The sequence below is a fragment of the Alsobacter sp. KACC 23698 genome, assembly GCF_045348435.1.
GTDB lineage: Bacteria > Pseudomonadota > Alphaproteobacteria > Rhizobiales > Beijerinckiaceae > Alsobacter.
Map to the genome: position 1 here is coordinate 4,776,716 of NZ_CP157484.1, position 19,555 is coordinate 4,796,270.

A 19,555-nucleotide genomic window follows, 5' to 3' on the forward strand; every position below is an offset into this window, starting at 1 on the left:
CGCCCGTGTGGGATCTCGCCCCGCCCGCCCTCCTGGCCGTCTTCGCCTGGTGGTTCAGCACGGGCCTGATCCTGTTCCTGGACCGGCTCCCCGCGCGCACCTTCCCGTGGAGCATGGCGGGCGCCACCCTGGTGCTGGCCGCCGGCTTCCATGGCCTGTGGCGCAGCGCCGATGACGCCAGCGTCTGGGGCGCCTGCGTGGCGTTCCTGTCGAGCGTCGGCGTCTGGGCCTGGCTGGAGACGAGCTTCCTGATGGGCTACGTCACCGGCCCGCGGCGCATCCCTCCCCCGCCCGGCGCGGCAGGATGGAGGCTCTTCCGGTTGGCGGTCCAGACCGTCATCCACCACGAGCTGGCGGTCCTGGCCGCCGCGATCGCGGTCGCCTGGCTCACCGTCGGCCACCCCAATCCGTATGGGCTCTGGGCCTTCCTGGCCATTTGGGCGATGAAGCTCAGCGCCAAGCTGAACATCCACTGGGGCGCCCGCAATCTCGGCGAGCATCTCCTGCCCGATCACCTGGCCTATCTGCGCGGCTACTTCACCCGCCGGGCCATGAACCCGCTCTTTCCCGTCTCCATCGCGGCGGCGGCCGGCGCCGCGGCCTGGTTCGCCGCCCAGGCGGTCGCGCCCGAGGCCGCGCCCTTCCAGGCCGCGGGCAGCGTCATGGTGGCGGCCCTGTTCTGCCTCGCGGCCTTCGAGCACGTGCTGCTCTTCATTCCGCTGCCCGCCGGCGCGGCCTGGGCGATGGGCTTCGCCCCGGCCGTCGCCCGTGAGCCCGGTTCCGACCATCCCTCGCCCGCCGCCCCGCAGTCGCGCCTCCTGGGCGCGCCGCGGCGGACCCGTCCTTTCCTCGACGTCGAACCGCGCCTGCCGGCCGCACGGAGATCGCCATGAACTACGAAGGTTTCTTCCAGCAAAAGCTTGACGCCCTGCGCCGGGAAGGCCGCTACCGGGTCTTCGCCGAACTCGAGCGCAAGGCCGGCGCCTTCCCGAGCGCGACGCTGCACAGCGACCCCGCCGCCCCGACCGTCACGGTCTGGTGCTCGAACGACTATCTCGGCATGGGCCAGCATGCGGACGTGCTCGCCGCCATGCATGACGCGCTCGACCGCTGCGGCGCCGGCGCCGGCGGCACCCGCAACATCTCCGGCACCAATCACGAGCACGTGCTGCTGGAGCGCGAACTGGCCGACCTGCACGGCAAGGAGGCGGCGCTGCTCTTCACCTCCGGCTACGTCTCCAACTGGGCGGCCCTCGGCACCCTGGCGTCGCAGATCCCCGGCTGCGTGGTGCTGTCGGACGAGGGCAACCACGCCTCCATGATCGAGGGAATCCGGCACAGCCGGGCCGAGCGCCACATCTTCCGCCACAGCGATCCGGAGGACCTGGACCGCAAGCTGGCCCAGCTCGATCCCAAGGCGCCCAAGCTGGTGGCCTTCGAATCCGTCTACTCCATGGACGGCGACATCGCTCCCATCGCCGAGCTCTGCGACGTCGCCGACGCGCATGGGGCGATGACCTATCTGGACGAGGTTCACGCCGTGGGCATGTACGGCCCGCGCGGCGGCGGCATCGCCGAGCGCGAGGGCGTCGCCCATCGGCTCACCGTCATCGAGGGCACGCTCGGCAAGGCGTTCGCCGTCATGGGCGGCTATATCGCGGCCTCGCATGCGCTCTGCGACTTCGTGCGCAGCTTCGCGTCGGGCTTCATCTTCACCACCGCGCTGCCGCCGGCGGTCGCGGCGGGCGCCGCCGCCAGCATCCGCCATCTGAAGCGGAGCGGCGCCGAGCGCGCCATGCAGCAGGATCGGGTGGCGCAGGTGCGCCGCCGCCTCGACGCGGCCGGCATCCCCCATCTGCGCAACGACAGCCACATCGTCCCCGTGATGGTGGGCGACGCCGCCCAGTGCAAGCGCATCAGCGACATCCTGCTCGAGCAGTGGGGCGTCTACGTCCAGCCCATCAACTACCCGACCGTCCCGCGCGGGACCGAGCGGCTGCGCATCACGCCCTCGCCGCTCCACACCGACGCCGACATCGACCACCTCCTGGCGGCGCTGACCACGATCTGGGCCGAGATCGGCCTGAAGCGCGCGGCGTGAGCCGCCCAGCGGCCTGAGCCGCCCAGCGGCCTGAGCCGCCGAGCGGCAGGCGCCCACCAGCCCACCAACCCTTCAGCCCGGCGGAAGCGACAAGCTCCGCCGGGCTCTTTCGTCGCGCTGGCGCGGCCGGCGCGTGGCCCGGCTGGGGCGAAGCCGAATCGAAAAGGGGAGGAGCTGTTGGCTCCTCCCCTGTGGTGGTCGCGCTCCCGGGACGGCTTAGGGCGTGGGCGCGTGGCCGGCGCCGAGCTCGGGATAGTCCTTGATCATGCTGGCGCCATAGAGCGGCTTGTTCAGGCCCTGGTGGCAGGTCGCGCAGTTGGCTTTCGGCGCGTCGCCGAGCACGCCCAGGCGGTTCGGCGGATAGGTGGGCTTCAGCGGGTCGAGATACTGCGCGTTGAGGTCGCGCACCATCTGGATCCCGTGCCAGGCCGTCACGCGCTGCGGCGTGCTCTGCTGCCACTGCGAGAAGGCCCGGCTGTTGTGGCAGAAGGTGCAGTTCACGCCCAGTCCCTCGGACATGTGCATCATCAGCGAGTAGGTCTGCTCGGTCTGCTTGATGGTCTTGCCCTTGCCCTCGGGCAGCGCCGTGGTGGAGACCACGCGGATGTTCTCGGTGTCGCGCAGCGAGCCGCCGATCAGCAGGTTGTCGATCGCCGTATAGGGCAGCGACGACATTCCGGCCGCCTTCGAGGCGACGTTCTGGCCCTGGCGGTCGGCCGCAAAGCCGTTGGCGTGCGCCGGGCCGGGGTTGTTGTACCAGACATAGCGGGGAACCGGATTGCCGCGGTGGCAGGTGTAGCAGGTGACCCCGGTCTCGGCGACATGGGCCTTCCAGTCGTTGTTGATGGCCCGCGTCATCTGGAACATGCGGCGCGCCACCGTCTTGGTGTAGAGGCCGTCATCCGCCAGGTTCTCGACATTGTGGCAGTAGGCGCAGCCCTGCTCGGGCGCGACCCACTCGGTGATCGACAGCATCACCCGGTTGAACTGGTCGGTGGTGAGGTCGGTCAGCACCTTGACGTTCTGGTACTCGGTGGTGGCCAGCGGGCCGCCGGCGGGCGCCTGCTCGCTGGCCTCCGGGACCACGTTGGCGGCCTTGAGGCGCGCCTGCTCGGAGGGCGCCACGTTCTGCTCCATGGCGAGGCCGCGGAAGCCGAGCTGCGCCGATCGGATCGGCGGCCGCACCCAGCCCGCCGTGAGCGCCATGGCTCCGGTGAGCAGGACCGCGGCGACGACCGCCGCGAGGGAGAGGATCGTTCTCATTTCGTGACCCCGCTGAGTGCGGCCGGATCGAGGACGGGGGCGAAGACCTGAGGGTAGCTGGGCGCGACGCCGTGCTTGACGGCCCACAGATACCAGTTGTCCACCACCGTGCCGGTGAGCAGGATTCCGATGCCCCCCGTGAGCGGGCACAGCACCGCGAACCACCACGCCCAGCGATGGATCGACTCCATCGTGGCGTTGAAGCCCATGGTCCAGCGCCAGAACAGGGCGGCGCGTTCAGACGCCGTGCCCCGGTCGTAGATCTGCTCGATCTCGCGCTCGCCGCCATACCGCCCGACGGCCAGGATCGTGGCCCCATGCATGGCGAACAGAAGCGTCGCGCCATACAGGAAGACGATCGAGAGCATGTGGAACGGGTTGTAGAAGAGGTTGCCGTAGCGGATCGAGAAGGCCGCGGTCCAGTCCAGATGCGGGAAGATGCCGAAAGGCACCGCCTCGCCCCAGTTGCCCATCAGGATCGGGCGGATGAAGCCCAGCACCAGATAGAGCCAGATCGCCGCCGCGAAGGCCCAGGCCACATGCGTGCCCATGCCGAGCGCCCGGGCCCGCCGGTAGGTCCGCAGCCACCACAGGAGGATCGAGGTAGTGAGGAAGAAGCCGGCCATCAGCCACCAGCCGCCTTCGGCGAGCGGGGGCAGGATGCGCAGCCCGTATTCCGGGCGCGGCGGCTCCAGGGCGAGCCACGGCAGCTGCCGGAGGAACTGAACCGGATCCCAGTTCACCGACGCCCACATGTTGAGCCCGATGATCTCGAAGGCGATCAGCCCGCAGACCAGCGACAGGCTGCCCAGAAAGCCCAGATAGATCGGACCGATCTGGGCGTTGCCGACCTTGCCGGCCCAGTATTCGTAGGAGGGCACGCCCGACCGGGCGGCGTTGCCGCGCTTGAGCGGAACGCCGAGCTCGGGAGCCGCGCGGAGCTGCACCTGCGTGAAAATGTTCTGGTACTCGGGCATGGATGCCCCCTTCGTCTCAGCGCCAGATCGGGAGATTGAGCCACCAGGTCCACCACTCCGGCCAGCCGCGGGTCCAGAACGGTCCGCTGATGATGATGCAGACCGCGCTCCAGAACCCGGCCGAGAGGGCCAGGAACAGGCCGAGCCGGTGGATGCCCAGCGTTCCGATGGAGTAGCCGATGGTGTCGCGGAAGAACGTGTCTTCGTATTCCGGCGTCTTCACGGTCTCGCCCGGCGCCGGATTGGTCGCCGACAGGATCAGCGCACCATGCAGCGAGAGCGCCAAGGTGGTCGTGAAGAAGAACGTCACGGCCAGCATGTGCGCCGGATTGTAATGGAAGTGGAGATACTGGTAGCCGGTGTTCGACACCCAGTCGAGATGGCTGATGATGCCGTACGGGAAGCCGTGTCCCCAGGCGCCCAGCAGGACGGGCCTGATCACCACGAGCGACACATAGGCGAAGATCGCCACCGAGAACGCGAAGGGAACGTGGTAGCCGATGCCGAGCTTGCGGCAGATCTCCACCTCGCGCAGCGCCCAGGAGGCGAACGCCCCGATGGCGCAGAAGGTGATGAGCTGCCAGAGCCCGCCCTCCTTCAGCGGCGCGAAGGCGAGGCCGTATTTCAGGTCCGGCGGCGCGATGTTGATCTGCCACAGGTTCCAGGTCGGCCCGAGCGCCGCCCCATAGACGATCAGCGCCGTGCCGAGCGCCGCAAAGAAGATCGTGGTGACGCCGAAAAAGCCCACATAAAAGGGCCCGATCCAGAAATCGAAGAGGTCGCCGCCGATCAGGGTGCCGCCGCGCACGCGGTATTTTCGTTCGAAGCTCAGCATGGCCATCGCAGGTGTCCTCCACGCGGCGCCGTGGGTTTCGGGCGTTCAGGGCTCGGGGGGAGCGAATTCAAGCTGCGGCCGGATCCGAGGACCCGCCCGCAGCGTGGGCCGCGCGAGGCGACCCGGGATCGTTCAGGCCGGCAGGACGAGCTGGACGACGGGCGCGAGGCCCTGCACCGCGCGACGCGGACCTTCCAGCCAGTTGAACCGGTCCGTGCTGAGCAGGATGAAATGGATCAGCAGGGCCAGGATGAACAGGAAGGTGAAGAGCGCCACGAGCGTGCGACGCGGATCGAAAAGGAGCCAGACTTTCCACATGCGACGGTCCTCCTAGCTGACGAACGGCAGGACGCCGTGCAACGCCACCGTCACGTGGTCCGCCAGGGCCGAATAGCCCTTGGGTCCAGGCAACCACGGCCGCCACTGCCAGACGAGGAAGTGGGCGACGATCGCGATCACCGTGAAGATGATGAAGCTCGTCACGAAGATGCTGTGGAATTCCTTCGCCTCGCTTTCCGTCAGTCCTGACAGAGTGCTCGGCCTTTCAGCGGGAGTGGCCATACGTCTGACCTCCAGGTGTTCGCCAGGTGGGCGCGTTACCGCGAGGAGGGCCTCGCGGCGGGATCGTCCCGGCGGCAAGCGCCGGAACGGGTGGCTCGGCAGGCGAAATCCCGCCGAAGGGAGACCGCCTCAGCCCATGAAGGCGAACGGAATGGTGCTGTTGGCCAGGATGGCGGCGCGGCGGAACACGGAGCCGCGCACCGGCCCCTCGACCGCGAAGGCGTTGCGGGCGGCCGGGACCAGCGTCTGCACCATCGCGACGACCAGGAAGAGCGGATAGGTGACGGCGAAGATGAGCCGGAACTGCAGCCTCTCGCGGCTGCGCATGCGGCGCATCAGGGGCGACAGGAAGGCGCTGGGCTCGCCGCCGTCGCGCCGCTCCGCGGCGCCGGCGCTGAAGCTCATCGGGCCGTGCTGTGCGAAGTCGGTCATGCCGCTCTCCCCTCTTCGATGGCGTGGCGCGCGGCCGCGACGCGGCTGGCGGAGACTCGGGCCTCTCCGGCCCGCCGGGCGTCCCGCTCGGCCGCGTCGCGCAGCCGCTTGGCCGCCGAGATCCGGACGAGGACGGGTTGCAGCTCGAGCAGTTCGTCGAGCTTGGTCCGGGCGGCGTCGTCCCAGGGCAGCTCGCGCAGGTAGCGCGCCGGCGTCGCCTCGACCCTGTCGAGATCCGCGGCCAGCGGCAGGATGTGGAAGAGCGCGTCGAACAGCGCGTTGCAGACCTCCTGCACCAGGTAGGTCGCCCCGGCGTAGCCCATGAAGGGCGTGCCGGTGTGCCGGCGCACGATCGCGCCCGGAAAGGAGGCCGGGATGAACATGGCCCGCGCGCCGCGCTCGGCCAGGTACATGCGCTCGTTGAAGCTGCCGAACAGGATCAGCGGGGTCTGCTCCCGCACGGCCGTCCGCACGGCCTCGTTGTCGGTCTTCTGGCCGGCCAGGCGCGAGAACGAGAACGTGCAGGGCAGCCCCATCTCCTCCTCGAGGAAATGCCGCACGCCGCGCGCATAGGTCTCACCGGCCACGATGGCGAAGCTCGCCGTGCCGAAGAAGTCCTGCGTCACCGACCGCCACAGGTCCCAGAGCGGCTTGATGGTCGTGTGCTTCTCGCGCTCGATGAAGGGCTCCGGGTCGAGGCCCAGGATCTCGCCGAGCGAGCGCAGGAACTTGGTGGTGCTGTGCAGGCCGATCGGCGCCTGCAGGTAGGGCCGGTCCAGCGCCTCGCAGAGCAGCCGGCCATATTCGCGGTAGAGGCAGACATTGGCGTCGGCGTCGACCAGGCGGCCGACATCGGCGAGGTGGCTGCCGAGCGGGAAGGTCATGTTGACCTCCGCGCCGATCCCCTCGACGAGCCGGCGGATCTCCGCCACGTCGGAGGGCGTATTGAACATGCCGTAGGCCGGCCCGACGATGTTGACCCGCGGCTTGTCGCCGGGCTGGCGGGGCTTGCGCTTCGGAACGACGCCCTTGCGCGCGCCGTGCTCCGTCCACAGCCAGAACAGCGCCCGGTTGGCGCATTGCCACTGGTCCTCGTCGATGGTGCGGGGCAGGAACCGCGCGATCCCGGTGCCCTCGGGCGTGACGCCGCCGCCGATCATCTCGGCGATGGAGCCCGTCACGACCACGCTCGGCAGGTCGGGATCCAGCGTCGCATGGGCGCGCTTCATCGCGCCCTCGGTGCCGTGGCGGCCGAGCTCTTCCTCGGCCAGGCCCGTCACGACGATCGGCAGCTCGTGCGGCGGCAGCGCGTCCGTGTAGTGCAGCACGGAGGTGACCGGCAGGTTCTCGCAGCCCACCGGGCCGTCGATGATCACCTGCAGGCCCTTGATGGCGGTGAACACATAGACCGCGCCCCAGTATCCGCCGGCCCGGTCGTGGTCGAGGACTAGCATGAGCCCATCTCCTCGGCCGGCCGCGCCTGCGTCTTGGCGCGATGCTTCTTGCGGAACTCCGGCCGGGCGCGCGGGACCTCGCTCCAGACGCCCGCGCCGTCACCCTGGCCGACTCCGGCGAAGAAGGCGTTCATGGCGTCGAAGCGGCCCTTGTTGGCGATGGCGCCGCCGATCACCTTGGCGAGCGACCCCGCTCCGGCGACGCCCATGAGGGGTCGGGCCGAGATCAGGTTGGTGAAGTAGAGCGCCGGGATGGCGAGCTCCTTGGCCTTCTGCACGACCGGGGTCGTCCCGATAGCGACGTCGGGCCGGAACTCCCGCATGGCGGCGAGGTCCTGCTCCAGCGAGGCGCGGAACTGCACGGCCACGCCATGCGCCTGCAGCCAGTCGCGGTCCTGCTCGGACCAGGGCGTGCGCGGGCAGGCCGTGCCGACATAGCGCAGGTCCGCCCCGCTCTCGACCAGCAGCCGGGCCACCAGCAGCTCGGATCCCTCATAGCCCGACAGCGTGATGCGGCCGCGCACCGGCGCATTCGCCAGCGCCGCCCGGATGGCCGGCAGGAGCTTGTTCTTGGCGGCGTCGACGACGCCCTGGGCGATCCCGCAGGCGTCCCCGATCCCGTCGAGCCACGCGGCCGTGCCGTCGAGGCCGACCGGGGCCGAGCCCACGACCTTGCGTCCCGCGCCCTGGAACTCGCGGATCGACGCCGTGTAGAACGGATGCAGCGCCGCCACGGCCGCGCAGTCCAGCGACTGGTAGAGCTCGCGCCATTCGCGCGTGGGGACCACAGGGCCGGCCGATAGGCCGAGCAGGTTCAGCATGCCGCCGATCTGCACCGGGTCGGCCGGGAAGAGCTCGCCCAGCAGGGTGACGGAGGGGCGGTCGTCCTTGCCGGTCCGCGGCGCCTGCACGGGGCCCTGCTCCGCCTCGCGGCGCGCATAGGCCAGCATAGCGCCGGCGAGCACGTCCTTCGCCTCCGCATGGGTCGGGACGCCGAAGCCCGGCACGTCGATGCCGATGATCCGGACGCCGTTGATCTCCTTCGGCAGCAGGCGCAGCGGCACGCCGGAGGCGGTCGGCACGCACAGATTGATCACCACGACCGCGTCATAGGCGTCCGGGTCGGCCAGCTTGAACACCGCCTCGCGGATGTCCTCGAACAGCTTGCCGGTGACCAGCGTCTCGGAATTGAACGGCACATAGCCGACGCTGCGCTTGGCGCCGTAGAAATGCGACGTGAAGGTCAGCCCATAGACGCAGCAGGCCGAGCCGGACAGCACCACGGCGGTGCGCCGCATGCGCAGGCCGACCCGAAGCGACCCGAAGGCCGGGCACATGCTCTGGGGCTGGTCGTGGGGACCGGTCGGATAGTCCTGCGCATAGCGCTCCAGCGTCTCCCGCGCGCCGGCGGCGTCGCCCGCCGCGATGGCGGCCTGGCGCATCTCGTCCTTGCCGGCGTGGCAGCCGAGGCCGTCGGCCTGCGCCGCGGCCAGGTTCACGCCCGCAGGGGCGGCCGGCGCGGGAGGGGGCGATGTGAGCACGGTCATGGCGGGCGCCCCTGTCAGACCGCTTCGTCGTAGACGACTTCGAGGGACGGCCTGGTCACCGCCGAGACGCCGCACATGTCCTCCATGGTGGCGGGCTCGAGCACGACGTTGCGGCCCACCGCGTCGCTCTTGAACAGGCCGAGCAGCGTGTCCTGGGTCAGCGTGCGGGGCTGGTGCGGGGCGGCGTCCGCCACATTGGCCGCCAGCGTCTCGAACAGCGAGCCCCATGGGCCGCCGGGCTGGCCGATGATCTGGTAGCTCGCGCTCTTGCGGCGGATGTCCTCGTCGGCCGGGATCGAGGCCAGGATCGGGATGCCGACCGCCTCGGCGAAGGCCTGCGCCTCGCCCGTGCCGTCGTCCTTGTTGATGACGATGCCGCCGACGCCGACATTGCCGCCGAGCTTGCGGAAATACTCCACCGCCGAGCAGACATTGTTGGCGACATAGAGCGACTGAAGGTCGTTCGAGCCGACGATGATGACCTTCTGGCACATGTCGCGGGCGATCGGCAGGCCGAACCCGCCGCACACCACGTCGCCCAGGAAGTCGAGGAGCACGTAGTCGAAGCCCCAGTCGTGGAAGCCGAGCTTCTCCAGGAGCTCGAAGCCGTGGATGATGCCGCGTCCGCCGCAGCCGCGGCCCACTTCCGGCCCGCCGAGCTCCATGGCGTAGACGCCGTCGCGCTTGAAGCAGACGTCGCCGATGGCGACCTGCTCGCCGGCGAGCTTCTTGCGCGTGGAGGTCTCGATGATGGTGGGGCAGGCCCGCCCGCCGAACAGCAGCGATGTCGTGTCGCTCTTCGGATCGCAGCCGATGAGCAGCACCTTCTTGCCCTGCTGGGCCATCATGTAGCTGAGATTGGCCAGCGTGAAGCTCTTGCCGATCCCGCCCTTGCCGTAGATCGCGATGATCTGCGTCTGCTTGACGCTCTGCGTCGGCACAGGGTCCAGCGGCGCGGCGGCCTCCTCGCGCAGGGCGGCGACGCGCGCCGCCGCCGGGGCGGAGCTTCTGAAGTCGAGACTCGGGGCGATGCTCATGCGCAGTCTCTCCAGTCGAGGACCATCTTGATGCAGGACGGGTCTTCGAACGCGGTCCGGTAGGCGGATCCGGCGTCCAGGGCCCCGCGGCGGTGGGTGATCAGTCCGTCGAGCGACAGCGCGCCGGCGGCGAGCAGCGCAGTGACGGCGTCCAGGTCGGCGGGGCGCCATTCCGCGGCGACGCGGATGCGCGCCTCGCGCATGAAGGCGGCCGGGAACGCGAAGGCGAGGCTCTGGTCGTAGAAGCCGGCGAGCACGATCTCGCCGCCGGGGGCCAGGCGCGGGATCAGCCGGTCCAGGATCGTGCTGTCGCCGCTGACGTCGTAGACGACCTCATAGTCGCAGCGCGCGTCGTCGGCCGGATCGACCGCCGCATAGCCAAGCGCGCCGTCGCGCCGGGAGGAGTTGGTCTCCCACACCACCGGCTCGCCGCCCGCCGCGACCGAGAGGCGCGCCAGCAGGCGGCCCAGCACGCCGTGGCCGACGATCAGCTCGCGTCCCGGCTTCGAAGCGGCCCGCGCATGCTGGGCGGTCGCCGCCAGCGCGAGGAGCACGGCCTGCTCGCCGAGCCCGGTGGGGGCGAGCGTGGTGCGGGCGCCGGCCGTGACCAGTCGCGAAGCCGCGCCGCCGAAGAGCCCGCGCACGTCGCCGAAGCAGCGCGCGCCCGGCACGAAGACCGCGTCCCCCTCCGACCGGCCGGACCGGTCGCCGGCGGCGATCACGCGCCCGACGGTCTCGTAGCCCGGCACCAGCGGATAGCCCATGCCCGGGAAGGGCGGCATCCGGCCGGACCAGAGCAGCCGCTCGGTGCCGGTGCTGATGCCCGTCCAGTCCACCGCGACGACCACGTCCTCGGCGCCGGGGCTCGACAGCTCGAGCGGGCGGAGCGTGAGCGCGCCGGGCTTCTCCAGGACGACCGCGAGGGCCTGCATGATTCTTCCCCGATTGGGCGGGCGGCGCTCACGGCGTGGACGCCGGCGCTCCCGTCTCACTGTCAGACTAACTTGACACAGAAAAGCGTCAATCTTTTTTTACGCCGCTCACGTCAACGCGTGGCGACGATCAAGCCGGTCAGCATCGGGCGGCGCGTCCTCACCAGACGCGCGCTCGCGAAACCGGCCTGCCCCAGCAAGGCCAGGACCTCGGCGGGGCGGCGGGCGCGGCCTTGCCCCATGGCCAGGAGGTAGAAGCCGAAATAGGCGTCGCCGATCGGCTCGGCTCCCGCCTCTCCGGCGAAGGGCTCGGCCACCAGCAGCGCGCCCCCGGGCGGCAGCGCCGCATGGATGGCCCGCAGCAGCCGCAACGCCGCGTCGTCGTCGTGGTCGTGAAGGATGCGCACCAGGCTCGCCGCGTCCGCCCCCGCGGGCAGCCCGGCGAAGAAATCGCCCGCCGCGACGTCGATGCGCCCGGAGAAGGCTGGCCCGGACAGCCGCCGCTCGGCGCGGGCCGCCACCTCCGGCAGATCGAACACCGTGATTCGAATATCCTGCGTCCGCGCCGCGACGGCCGCCGCGAAGGCGCCCTCGCCGCCGCCGACGTCGAGCAGGCGCCGGTGGCGCGCGAACCGGTAGGCCTCCAGGATGTCGTCAGCCAGCAGCGGCATGGACGCCGCCATCAGGGCGCTGTAGGCCGCGGCGGCCTCGGGGGCGGCGTCGCGCCGCTCTCCCGCATAGGTCCAGAACGCCGAGAGCCGGGTGGCGCGGACCTCGCCGCGCAGCAGCGCGACCGGGTCGCGCAGGTCGTCGTACACGATGGCGTGGTGCTCCACCATGGCGAGCGCGCCCGGGTTGCCGAGCAGCGCCGCGCCGCGCTCGCCCAGCACGAAGCGCCCGTCCCCGACAGCCTGCGCCAGCTTGAGCGAGGCGGCCGCATGGAGCAGCCGGGACGCCGCCTCGACCGGAAGGCCCAGGCGTCGGGCCAGCGCGGGCGCGTCCTGCGGGCCGTCCGCCAACATCGGCAGCAGGCCGAGCCGCACCGTCGCGGCGAGCACCTGCGAGTAGACGAAGCCGGCCACGAGGTCGAAGGTCTCGCGGGCCTTGCGGCGCGCCACGCGCCGCGTCAGCGGGAAAGAGGACGCCCAGCGCTGGAAGCCGGGCCGCATCAGCAGGCGGTTGCGCAGCCCCAGCCAGCCGAGGCGACACGCCGCGGCGGCCTCCGCCAGCGACGACCGCGCCGCAGGGCCCGCCGGAGCGGGACCGGCGAGCGCGCGTCCCGGAGGCTCGGCGGCGGTCATGCGGCTTTCAGGGCGAGTTCCTTGGGCAGGAACGTCGCCGTCTGCGCCACGATGAGGCGGCGAAGGTCGTCCGCCCCGGGGCAGGGCGGAATGGAGTCGACCGCGGAGGCGAGCAGACGCTTGAGGTGCAGGATCGCCTCAGGCAGCCCCATCGCGGCGGCGGCGTTGGGCCGGCCCAGCGCGGCGTCGCGGTTGATCGGCTTGCCGAGGTCCTCGGCCGTGCAATAGACGTCGCGGATGTCGTCGGCGACCTGGAAGGCCTCGCCGAGCTGCAGGCCGAGCGGCCGCCAGGCGTCGCCGCTGCGCCCGCACGCCGCCGCCCCGGCGGCCGTCGCGGCGGCGAAGAGCGCCCCCGTCTTGGCCTGCTGGTAGAGCGCCAGCGGGACGCTGGGCTCGCACTCCCAGGCCTGCCCGGCGCAAATGCCGTGCGGCGCGCCCACCGCGGCGCCGATCGTCGAAACCAGCCGCCCGATGCGGCCGGGCCGCCGCGACGCCCCGCACGCGATGGTCTCGAAGGCGAGCACGATCAGGGCGTCGCCGGCCAGCACCGCCAGCGGCTGGCCGAAGGCGGCGTGCACCGAGGGCTTGCCGCGCCGGATGGGCGCGTCGTCGAAGCAGGGCAGGTCGTCATGCACCAGCGAGGCGCAATGCAGGATCTCGATCGCCGCCGCGGCCGCGTCCGACACCTCCGGCGCGTCGTCGCCGCACGCCTGGGCCACCGCCAGCGTGAGGCGAGACCGCACCCGCGCGCCGCCCGGAAACACGGCGTCCCGCATGGCGGCGGCGAGCCGGGGCGGGCCGCCCGGCCCGCCGGCCGTGGCGAGAGCGGCCTGGAGGGCGTCTTCGATGCGGCGTGCGGCGTCCATGGCGGCGCTCCTGTGTCCATCTGAATTGTCAGAGTAAACTGTCATCTCAAATTGACAACTCCGAATTCAGGGCCGACGATCGGCTTTCGTCGGAGTCTCGCCTGATGCGGACGCAGCAACGCGTGGTGGTGGTGGGAGCGGGGGTGGGCGGTCTCGCCTCCGCGCTCCTGCTCGCGCATGGCGGCTTCGACGTCACGGTCGTGGAGCGGGCCGCCGGCCCGGGCGGCAAGCTTCGCGCCGGAGCCGTGGCCGGCCTCGCGGTCGACGCCGGTCCCACCGTATTCACCATGCCGTGGGTGTTCGAGGCCATTTTCGCCGAGGCCGGCGCGACGCTGGCGGACTGGCTGACGCTCAAGCCCGCCGCCGTCCTGGCCCGCCACGCCTGGGGGCCGGGCGAGCGGCTGGACCTTCTGGCGAACCCCGACGCCGCCGCCGGGGCCATCGCGGCCTTCGCCGGCCCCGCCGAGGCGGACGGCTATCGCCGCTTCTGCGCCCGGGCCCGCAGCGTCTACGAGACGCTGGCGCCCGCCTTCATTGCGGCGCAGCGGCCATCGCTGCCCGAACTCGTGCGCCGCGTCGGCCCGACCCGGCTGGGCGATCTGTGGCGCATCACCCCGTTCCGCTCGCTCTGGAGCGCGCTGGGGGATCATTTCAGGGATCCGCGCCTGCGCCAGCTCTTCGGGCGCTACGCCACCTATTGCGGCTCCTCTCCGTTCAGCGCCCCCGCCACCCTGATGCTGGTCGCGCATGTCGAACAGGCCGGCGTCTACACGGTGGAGGGCGGGATGGAGCGCATCGCCCACGCGCTCGCGACGCTGGCGGCGAGCTCCGGCGCGCGGTTCCGCTATGGCGAGCATGTCGACGAGATCCTGGTCGCGCGCGGCGCGGCCGGCGGCGTCCGGCTCGCCTCGGGCGAGCGGATCGAGGCGGACGCCGTGGTCTTCAACGGCGACGCCGCCGCGCTCGGGGCCGGCCTGCTGGGCCTCGCGGCGCGGCGCGGCGCGGGGCCCGCCCGGCCCGCCCGGCGCTCGCTGTCGGCCGTCACCTGGCTGATGGCGGCGGAGACCGCCGGCTTCCCGCTGTCGCGCCACACGGTCTTCTTCTCCGGCGACTCGCCGCGCGAATTCCGGGACCTGGCCGGGGGCCGCACCCCCGCGGATCCCACCGTCTATGTCTGCGCTCAGGACCGCGGAGCCGTCGACGACGGCGCGCCGCGCGGTCCCGAGCGCCTGCTCTGCCTCGTCAACGCGCCCCCGGCGGGCGACGTCCGCGACGCCGCATCCTGGGAGGTCGACGCATGCGAGGAACGGGTTTTGACGCGGCTGGCGGCTTCTGGCCTCACGATCCGCCGCAGCGCGGGCGCGTCGCTGGCGACGACGCCGAGCGATTTCGCGGCCCGCTACCCGGGGGCGGGCGGAGCCCTGTACGGGGAGGCCTCGCACGGCTGGATGGCGTCTTTCCGCCGGCCGGCCTCGCGCAGCCCGATTCCCGGGCTCTACCTGGCCGGGGGCAGCGTCCATCCTGGCCCGGGGCTGCCGATGGCGGCGATGTCCGGGAGGCTCGCCGCCCAGGCCCTGATGGCGGACCGGGCTTCGATGCGCCTGTGGAGCCGGGCGGCTACGCCTGGTGGTACGTCGACGGCGTCAGCCATGACGGCCGGCACGCGCTGACCCTGATCGCCTTCGTGGGCAGCGTCTTCTCGCCCTATTACGCCTGGTCCGGGCGGCGCGATCCGCTCGACCACTGCGCCCTCAACGTCGCCCTCTACGGCCCGGGAGGGCGCTGGGCCATGACCGAGCGGCGGCGCGAGGCGGTGCGGCGCAGCCGCGACGTCTTCGTCATCGGGCCGAGTTCGCTCGCCTGGAGCGGCGGCGCCCTCACCTTCCGGATCGAGGAGGTCGCCGCGCCCCTGCCCTCGCGCATCCGCGGCCAGGTCGTGATCCGGCCCGAAGCCGTCAACACGCGCGGTTTCGTGCTGGATCGGCGCGGCCGCCATGTCTGGCGGCCCATCGCGCCGCGCGCCGCGGTCGAGGTCCGGCTGGACAGCCCGGCCCTGTCCTGGAGCGGCTCGGCCTATCTGGACTGCAACGCCGGCCGCGAGCCGCTCGAGGAGGGCTTCACCCGCTGGACCTGGGCCCGCGCCGCCCTGCGCCGCGACGCGGCCGTGCTCTACGACGTGGTCGAGCGCGACGGCGGGCGCCACGGGTTGGCGCTGCGCTTCCGCCCGGACGGCTCGATCGACCCCGTCGAGCCGCCGCCGGTGCGCCGGCTGCCCACGACGCGCTGGCTCATGCCGCAGGAGACGCGCTCCGACGGCGCGGCCCGGGTGACGCGCCGCTGCGAGGACGCGCCCTTCTACGCAAGGTCGCAGGTCGCCGCCTCGCTGCTGGGCGAAGAGGCCATCATGATGCACGAGACGCTCAGCCTCGACCGCTTCAGGAGCCCCGTCGTGAAGGCGATGCTCCCCTTCCGGATGCCGCGCGCCCTGGGGCGCGGCCCGTCCTTCGCCGAAATCTAAAGCGTGCTGCGAAAACAGGCGGCATCCGGCTCTTCGCGCCGAAGCATGCGACGCCCAGCATTCCCTAGGCGCCCGGGTCGTCCCGGTCGCGCTTCGGCGGATCGCGCATGGCCCGGCGCACGGAGACGAGCTGCCAGACGCCGAGCCCGAGCGTCAGGCCCAGCACCAGCGCCATCTCGATCAGCCCCAGCATCCCTCCATCCATGACCACGCTCCGGGGCGGCCGCCTCAGCCGCCGAACTGCTCCTGGCGGCCCAGGCGCTCGAAGGTCTCGATCACCCGCGCGGTCCGCCCCGCAAGATCGTACCAGACGGGCCGGCCATGCTCGGCCGGGCTGCGCGACGGGTCGGGCCCCATGGCGTCCACGGCGCGGATCAGGAAGGCGGCCTCCTCCAGCGGCGGCACGGCGCAGGCCGGCGGCGGGCTCCAGCGGCCCGCCCCGCGCGCCGTCTCCAGCAGGGATCGCCCAAGCAGGACGCCCTTGCGGCGCCCCGACACCCTGGCGCGGCGGCCGAGCACGTCGAGATCCGCCGCTTCGGCGTCCCGACCGATGGCGGCGTAGATCCGGGCGGCGGCGTGGATGGCCGGCCGGCAATCGAGCGGCAGCAGCCCGATCCCGGCCTCCGCCCGGGCGTAGAGCAGGTCGGCGGCGCCCAGCATGCGCCGCAGCACGCGCCGCAGCCGCTCGTCCAGGACCGGGTTGGCGAGCCACGCGGCCGGGTCGAGCCCTTCCTCCCGCATCCAGGCCCCGGGCAGGTAGAGCCGTCCGTTGCGCGCGTCCTCGCCGACGTCGCGGACGATGTTGGTGAACTGCATCGCCACCCCGAGGTCGCAGGCCCGCGCCAGCGCGTCGGTCGTGCGCACGCCCATCAGCAGCGCCATCATGGCCCCGACCGACCCCGCCACCCGAACCGCATAGGCCCTGAGCTCGGAGGCCTCGTCGAAGCGGCGACCCTCGGCGTCCCACGCGAGCCCCTCCACGAGGGCCTCCGGCAGCTCGCGCGGGACCCGATGGCGGGCGACGACCTCGGCCAGCATGCGGTCGGCCGGCGCATCCTGCGGCCGCCCCGCATAGACGAGGTCGAGCCGGCGGCCGAGCCGCGCGATGGCCTCCGCGCCGCCCCGGTCGAGGTCGACCGCGTCGTCGGAGAGGCGGCAGAAGGCGTAGAGCCCGTAGGCCGAGGCCCGCACCCGCTCCGGCAGCAGCAGGGACGCCGCATAGAAGCTGCGCGAGCCGACGCGGATCGCCTCCCGGCAGGCCGCCAGATCCTCAGGATCGAAGCCGGCGGGATCGAAGCCGGCGGGCCGTTCAGGCGAAGACGGACGCATCGGGGGCCACCTTGTCGAGGACGCGTGCGGACGAGAGGACGCCGGGCAGGCCGGCGCCCGGATGGGTGCCGGCGCCGACCAGGAACAGGTTGCGGACGTCCTCGCTGCGGTTGTGCGGGCGAAACCACGCGCTCTGGCTGAGGATCGGCTCCAGGCCGAAGCCCGCCCCGTGCAGGGAGGAGAAGTCGGCCGCGAAATCGGCCGGGGTGGTCACCCGGGAGGTGACGATCTCGGCCTCCAGGCCGGGCAGCAGCGTCTCGGAGAGGGAGCGCGCGATCGCCTGCCTGTAGGCCTCGGCGCAGCGCGGCCAGTCCTGCCCGCCCTTCAGGTTGGGGACCGGCGAGAGCACGTAGAAGGCGTCGCAGCCGGGCGGCGCGAGGCTCGGGTCGGTGGCCGTCGGCCGGTGCAGATAGAGGCTGAAATCCTCCGCCAGGGTCTTCGACCGGAAGACGTCGTCCAGCAGCCCGCGATAGCGCGGCCCCATCAGGATGGTGTGGTGCGCGACGTCCTCGTAGCGGCGGCGCACGCCGAAATACCAGACGAAGAGGCCCATCGAGTAGGCCGCCTTCTCGATGCGGCGGTCCGTCCAGCGGCGGCGCGCCTCGGGCGGCAGCAATTTGGAGTAGGTCCAGGCCGAATCGGCGTTGGACACCACGATGTCGGCCGCCAGCCTCTCGCCGTCCTCCAGCCGCACGCCGGCGGCGGCGCCATCGACCACGTCGATCTTTACCGCCCGCGCGCCGCAGCGCACCGTTCCGCCCTGGCCCTGGATGAGCCCCACGAGGCCGTCCACCAGCCGGCCCGTGCCGCCCATGGCGAAATGCACGCCCCAGCGCCGCTCCAGATAGGCGATCAGGCAATAGATCGCGCTGGCCCGGAACGGGCTGCCGCCGATCAGCAGCGGGTGGTAGCCGAACACGGCGCGCAGGCGCTCGTCCTTGATCCGCCGCGAGACCGCCGCGTGGACGGTCCTCAGCCCGCCCAGCCGCAGCAGGTCCGGGGCGACGCGCAGCATGTCCATCGGGCTGTCGAAGGCCGCGTCGCCGAGCTGCTCGAAGCCGACGCGGTAGATCGCCTCGCTGTCGCGCATGAAGCGCTCGTAGCCCTCGACGTCGCCGGGGGAGAAGCGCGCCACCTCCCGGCGCATGGCCTCGGCGTCGCCGTTATAGGTGAACTCCGAGCCGTCCTGGAACCGGATGCGGTAGAACGGGTCCATCGGCACGAGGGCGACGTCGTCGGCGAGCCGGCGGCCGCACAGCGCCCAAAGCTCCTCCAGCAGGAACGGCGCGGTGATGATGGTGGGGCCCGCGTCGAACACGAACCCGTCCTGGCGATGCACCCGGGCCCGGCCGCCGGGGACGTCCAGCTGCTCCAGCACGGTGACCCGGTAGCCCCTCGCGCCGAGCCGCACGGCCGCCGCGAGGCCGCCGAAGCCGCTGCCGATCACCACCGCATGCGGCTGGCGGGCGAAGGACCGCGGCGGCGCCTCATGCTGCATGGTCGTCGTCCAGGGTCGGCGGCGCCAGGCCCGCCGCGCGCTCCAGGATGAGGGCGGCGACCTGGGCCGGGTCCTCCTCATGGGCCAGATGGCCGAGCCCGCGCAGCACCTTCACGGTCGAGTCCGCCAGCCGGTCGCGCACCTGGAACGAGACGTCCGGCAGCACGGCCTGGTCGTTCCCTCCCACCAGCAGCAGCGTCGGGGTGGCGAGCCTCCCGAGATCCCGCTCGAAGGACTCCAGGTCCCAGTTCGCCATCATGCCGAGCGCGCCGGCGACATGCCCGGGCGTGCGGAAGAGGCGGCCATAGAGCTCCAGCCCGCGCTCGTCGATCTTCGAGCCGGTGTTGCGCAGCAGGCGCTCGACCTGGCCGCGGTCGGCCGCCCAGGAGAACAGCCGCGGCGCGAGCGGGTTGAGGAACAGCACCTTCGCCATGGGCGGGAAGAGCTGCCCGGCGATGCCCCCGAAGGGCAGCAGCGCGCCGTTGAGCCCGACCAGGAGCGCGGGCGCGATCGCCCCGTCGAGCGTCATCCGGATCTCGATGGCCGCCCCGGCCGAGTGGCCGACCGCCACCTGGGGCGCCAGCTCCAGCTCCGCCAGGAGGTCGGCGACCGCGCGCGCCATCCCGGTCAGGGAGGGGCGGCCGCGCGGAAACGGGCTGGTGAAGCCATGGCCCGGCAGGTCCGGCGCCACCACGGTGAACCGCTCCGCCAGCAGGGGCGCAAGGCTGCGCCAGGAATGCGTCGCCGCGCCGGTGCCGTGCAGCAGCAGCAGCGGCGGGCCCTCGCCCATCACCTGGACGTGCCAGCGCAGGCCGCCGGCCCGCACGAAGCGGCTCGCCTCGCGGTTCGGCCAGTCGCGTCCGTCCCTCTCCCAATCGGGTCTGTCGGGGTCGATGGCCACGGC

20 protein-coding genes are annotated in these 19,555 nt (G+C 72.1%); 4 read left to right on the top strand and 16 right to left on the bottom strand.

From position 1 onward, the window contains the following. Positions 1–5: 5 nt before the first annotated feature. A complete protein-coding gene (puhE, locus tag ABEG18_RS22870; RefSeq protein WP_406855341.1) occupies positions 6–893 on the top strand; it encodes a putative photosynthetic complex assembly protein PuhE in 888 nt (295 codons plus the stop codon). Next, a complete protein-coding gene (hemA, locus tag ABEG18_RS22875) occupies positions 890–2,101 on the top strand; it encodes a 5-aminolevulinate synthase (RefSeq protein ID WP_406855342.1) in 1,212 nt (403 codons plus the stop codon). Before puhE ends, hemA begins: the two co-directional genes overlap by 4 nt. Before the next feature lie 216 nt (positions 2,102–2,317). Here the strand turns inward: hemA and pufC are convergent, their stop codons facing one another. The 12 genes from pufC to ABEG18_RS22935 all read right to left on the bottom strand — a co-directional run bounded on the left by pufC (position 2,318) and on the right by ABEG18_RS22935 (position 13,306). Further along, entirely contained in the window at positions 2,318–3,364 is a 1,047-nt protein-coding gene (gene pufC, locus ABEG18_RS22880) for a photosynthetic reaction center cytochrome PufC (protein ID WP_406855343.1), read from the bottom strand. Next, the gene (gene pufM / locus ABEG18_RS22885) at positions 3,361–4,341 is read right to left on the bottom strand and encodes a photosynthetic reaction center subunit M (protein WP_406855344.1); all 981 of its coding nucleotides are present in this window, start codon (positions 4,339–4,341) and stop codon (positions 3,361–3,363) included. The genes pufC and pufM overlap by 4 nt, the downstream gene beginning before the upstream one ends. A gap of 16 nt (positions 4,342–4,357) precedes the next feature. Continuing rightward, a complete protein-coding gene (pufL, locus tag ABEG18_RS22890; RefSeq protein ID WP_406855345.1) occupies positions 4,358–5,182 on the bottom strand; it encodes a photosynthetic reaction center subunit L in 825 nt (274 codons plus the stop codon). Positions 5,183–5,308: 126 nt separating this feature from the next. Next, positions 5,309–5,494 carry a light-harvesting antenna LH1, alpha subunit gene (gene pufA / locus ABEG18_RS22895; protein WP_406855346.1) on the bottom strand — a complete coding sequence of 62 codons (186 nt, stop codon included), beginning with the start codon at positions 5,492–5,494 and terminating at the stop codon, positions 5,309–5,311. 12 nt (positions 5,495–5,506) lie between these two features. Next, positions 5,507–5,737 carry a light-harvesting antenna LH1, beta subunit gene (pufB, locus tag ABEG18_RS22900; RefSeq protein WP_406855347.1) on the bottom strand — a complete coding sequence of 77 codons (231 nt, stop codon included), beginning with the start codon at positions 5,735–5,737 and terminating at the stop codon, positions 5,507–5,509. A gap of 129 nt (positions 5,738–5,866) precedes the next feature. Beyond that, positions 5,867–6,169, bottom strand: coding sequence for a hypothetical protein (locus ABEG18_RS22905; RefSeq protein ID WP_406855348.1), 303 nt, complete (start codon positions 6,167–6,169; stop codon positions 5,867–5,869). Then, positions 6,166–7,623: a chlorophyllide a reductase subunit Z gene (gene bchZ / locus ABEG18_RS22910; RefSeq protein WP_406855349.1), complete on the bottom strand. Its 1,458-nt coding sequence runs from the start codon at positions 7,621–7,623 to the stop codon at positions 6,166–6,168. The genes ABEG18_RS22905 and bchZ overlap by 4 nt, the downstream gene beginning before the upstream one ends. Then, positions 7,617–9,170, bottom strand: a complete 1,554-nt coding sequence (gene bchY / locus ABEG18_RS22915) for a chlorophyllide a reductase subunit Y (RefSeq protein WP_406855350.1) — start codon at positions 9,168–9,170, stop codon at positions 7,617–7,619. Before bchY ends, bchZ begins: the two co-directional genes overlap by 7 nt. Before the next feature lie 14 nt (positions 9,171–9,184). Then, positions 9,185–10,207, bottom strand: coding sequence for a chlorophyllide a reductase iron protein subunit X (locus ABEG18_RS22920; RefSeq protein ID WP_406855351.1), 1,023 nt, complete (start codon positions 10,205–10,207; stop codon positions 9,185–9,187). Then, positions 10,204–11,139 carry a chlorophyll synthesis pathway protein BchC gene (gene bchC, locus ABEG18_RS22925; protein ID WP_406855352.1) on the bottom strand — a complete coding sequence of 312 codons (936 nt, stop codon included), beginning with the start codon at positions 11,137–11,139 and terminating at the stop codon, positions 10,204–10,206. The genes ABEG18_RS22920 and bchC overlap by 4 nt, the downstream gene beginning before the upstream one ends. 113 nt (positions 11,140–11,252) lie before the next feature. Then, complete coding sequence (locus tag ABEG18_RS22930; RefSeq protein WP_406855353.1) at positions 11,253–12,440, bottom strand: methyltransferase; 1,188 nt, start codon at positions 12,438–12,440, stop codon at positions 11,253–11,255. Then, positions 12,437–13,306: a polyprenyl synthetase family protein gene (locus ABEG18_RS22935; protein WP_406855354.1), complete on the bottom strand. Its 870-nt coding sequence runs from the start codon at positions 13,304–13,306 to the stop codon at positions 12,437–12,439. Before ABEG18_RS22935 ends, ABEG18_RS22930 begins: the two co-directional genes overlap by 4 nt. A gap of 104 nt (positions 13,307–13,410) precedes the next feature. Here ABEG18_RS22935 and crtD point away from each other — a divergent pair, with 104 nt between their 5' ends. Together crtD and ABEG18_RS22945 are read left to right on the top strand one after the other, a co-directional pair. Then, positions 13,411–14,976, top strand: a complete 1,566-nt coding sequence (gene crtD, locus ABEG18_RS22940; RefSeq protein WP_406855355.1) for a 1-hydroxycarotenoid 3,4-desaturase CrtD — start codon at positions 13,411–13,413, stop codon at positions 14,974–14,976. Beyond that, positions 14,910–15,824, top strand: a complete 915-nt coding sequence (locus tag ABEG18_RS22945; protein ID WP_406855356.1) for a carotenoid 1,2-hydratase — start codon at positions 14,910–14,912, stop codon at positions 15,822–15,824. The genes crtD and ABEG18_RS22945 overlap by 67 nt, the downstream gene beginning before the upstream one ends. 64 nt (positions 15,825–15,888) lie before the next feature. Here the strand turns inward: ABEG18_RS22945 and ABEG18_RS22950 are convergent, their stop codons facing one another. From ABEG18_RS22950 to bchO, 4 genes are read right to left on the bottom strand one after another with little or no spacing between them, the layout of a single operon-like run. Beyond that, positions 15,889–16,029 carry a hypothetical protein gene (locus tag ABEG18_RS22950; RefSeq protein WP_406855357.1) on the bottom strand — a complete coding sequence of 47 codons (141 nt, stop codon included), beginning with the start codon at positions 16,027–16,029 and terminating at the stop codon, positions 15,889–15,891. A 23-nt stretch (positions 16,030–16,052) separates the two neighbouring features. Then, positions 16,053–17,153 carry a phytoene/squalene synthase family protein gene (locus ABEG18_RS22955; protein WP_406855358.1) on the bottom strand — a complete coding sequence of 367 codons (1,101 nt, stop codon included), beginning with the start codon at positions 17,151–17,153 and terminating at the stop codon, positions 16,053–16,055. Beyond that, entirely contained in the window at positions 17,134–18,651 is a 1,518-nt protein-coding gene (locus tag ABEG18_RS22960; RefSeq protein WP_406855359.1) for a phytoene desaturase, read from the bottom strand. The genes ABEG18_RS22955 and ABEG18_RS22960 overlap by 20 nt, the downstream gene beginning before the upstream one ends. Beyond that, positions 18,641–19,546, bottom strand: a complete 906-nt coding sequence (gene bchO / locus ABEG18_RS22965) for an alpha/beta fold hydrolase BchO (RefSeq protein WP_406858686.1) — start codon at positions 19,544–19,546, stop codon at positions 18,641–18,643. Before bchO ends, ABEG18_RS22960 begins: the two co-directional genes overlap by 11 nt. Between the last annotated feature and the right edge of the window lie 9 nt (positions 19,547–19,555).

What these genes read in the sequence shown, in the direction of transcription:
- hemA (WP_406855342.1), top strand. Translation starts at nt 890, where the DNA reads ATGAACTACGAAGGTTTCTTCCAGCAAAAGCTTGACGCCCTGCGCCGG.
- pufC (WP_406855343.1), bottom strand. Translation starts at nt 3,364, where the DNA reads ATGAGAACGATCCTCTCCCTCGCGGCGGTCGTCGCCGCGGTCCTGCTC.
- pufM (WP_406855344.1), bottom strand. Translation starts at nt 4,341, where the DNA reads ATGCCCGAGTACCAGAACATTTTCACGCAGGTGCAGCTCCGCGCGGCT.
- pufL (WP_406855345.1), bottom strand. Translation starts at nt 5,182, where the DNA reads ATGGCCATGCTGAGCTTCGAACGAAAATACCGCGTGCGCGGCGGCACC.
- pufA (WP_406855346.1), bottom strand. Translation starts at nt 5,494, where the DNA reads ATGTGGAAAGTCTGGCTCCTTTTCGATCCGCGTCGCACGCTCGTGGCG.
- pufB (WP_406855347.1), bottom strand. Translation starts at nt 5,737, where the DNA reads ATGGCCACTCCCGCTGAAAGGCCGAGCACTCTGTCAGGACTGACGGAA.
- ABEG18_RS22905 (WP_406855348.1), bottom strand. Translation starts at nt 6,169, where the DNA reads ATGACCGACTTCGCACAGCACGGCCCGATGAGCTTCAGCGCCGGCGCC.
- bchZ (WP_406855349.1), bottom strand. Translation starts at nt 7,623, where the DNA reads ATGCTAGTCCTCGACCACGACCGGGCCGGCGGATACTGGGGCGCGGTC.
- bchY (WP_406855350.1), bottom strand. Translation starts at nt 9,170, where the DNA reads ATGACCGTGCTCACATCGCCCCCTCCCGCGCCGGCCGCCCCTGCGGGC.
- ABEG18_RS22920 (WP_406855351.1), bottom strand. Translation starts at nt 10,207, where the DNA reads ATGAGCATCGCCCCGAGTCTCGACTTCAGAAGCTCCGCCCCGGCGGCG.
- bchC (WP_406855352.1), bottom strand. Translation starts at nt 11,139, where the DNA reads ATGCAGGCCCTCGCGGTCGTCCTGGAGAAGCCCGGCGCGCTCACGCTC.
- ABEG18_RS22930 (WP_406855353.1), bottom strand. Translation starts at nt 12,440, where the DNA reads ATGACCGCCGCCGAGCCTCCGGGACGCGCGCTCGCCGGTCCCGCTCCG.
- ABEG18_RS22935 (WP_406855354.1), bottom strand. Translation starts at nt 13,306, where the DNA reads ATGGACGCCGCACGCCGCATCGAAGACGCCCTCCAGGCCGCTCTCGCC.
- crtD (WP_406855355.1), top strand. Translation starts at nt 13,411, where the DNA reads ATGCGGACGCAGCAACGCGTGGTGGTGGTGGGAGCGGGGGTGGGCGGT.
- ABEG18_RS22950 (WP_406855357.1), bottom strand. Translation starts at nt 16,029, where the DNA reads ATGGATGGAGGGATGCTGGGGCTGATCGAGATGGCGCTGGTGCTGGGC.
- ABEG18_RS22955 (WP_406855358.1), bottom strand. Translation starts at nt 17,153, where the DNA reads ATGCGTCCGTCTTCGCCTGAACGGCCCGCCGGCTTCGATCCCGCCGGC.
- ABEG18_RS22960 (WP_406855359.1), bottom strand. Translation starts at nt 18,651, where the DNA reads ATGCAGCATGAGGCGCCGCCGCGGTCCTTCGCCCGCCAGCCGCATGCG.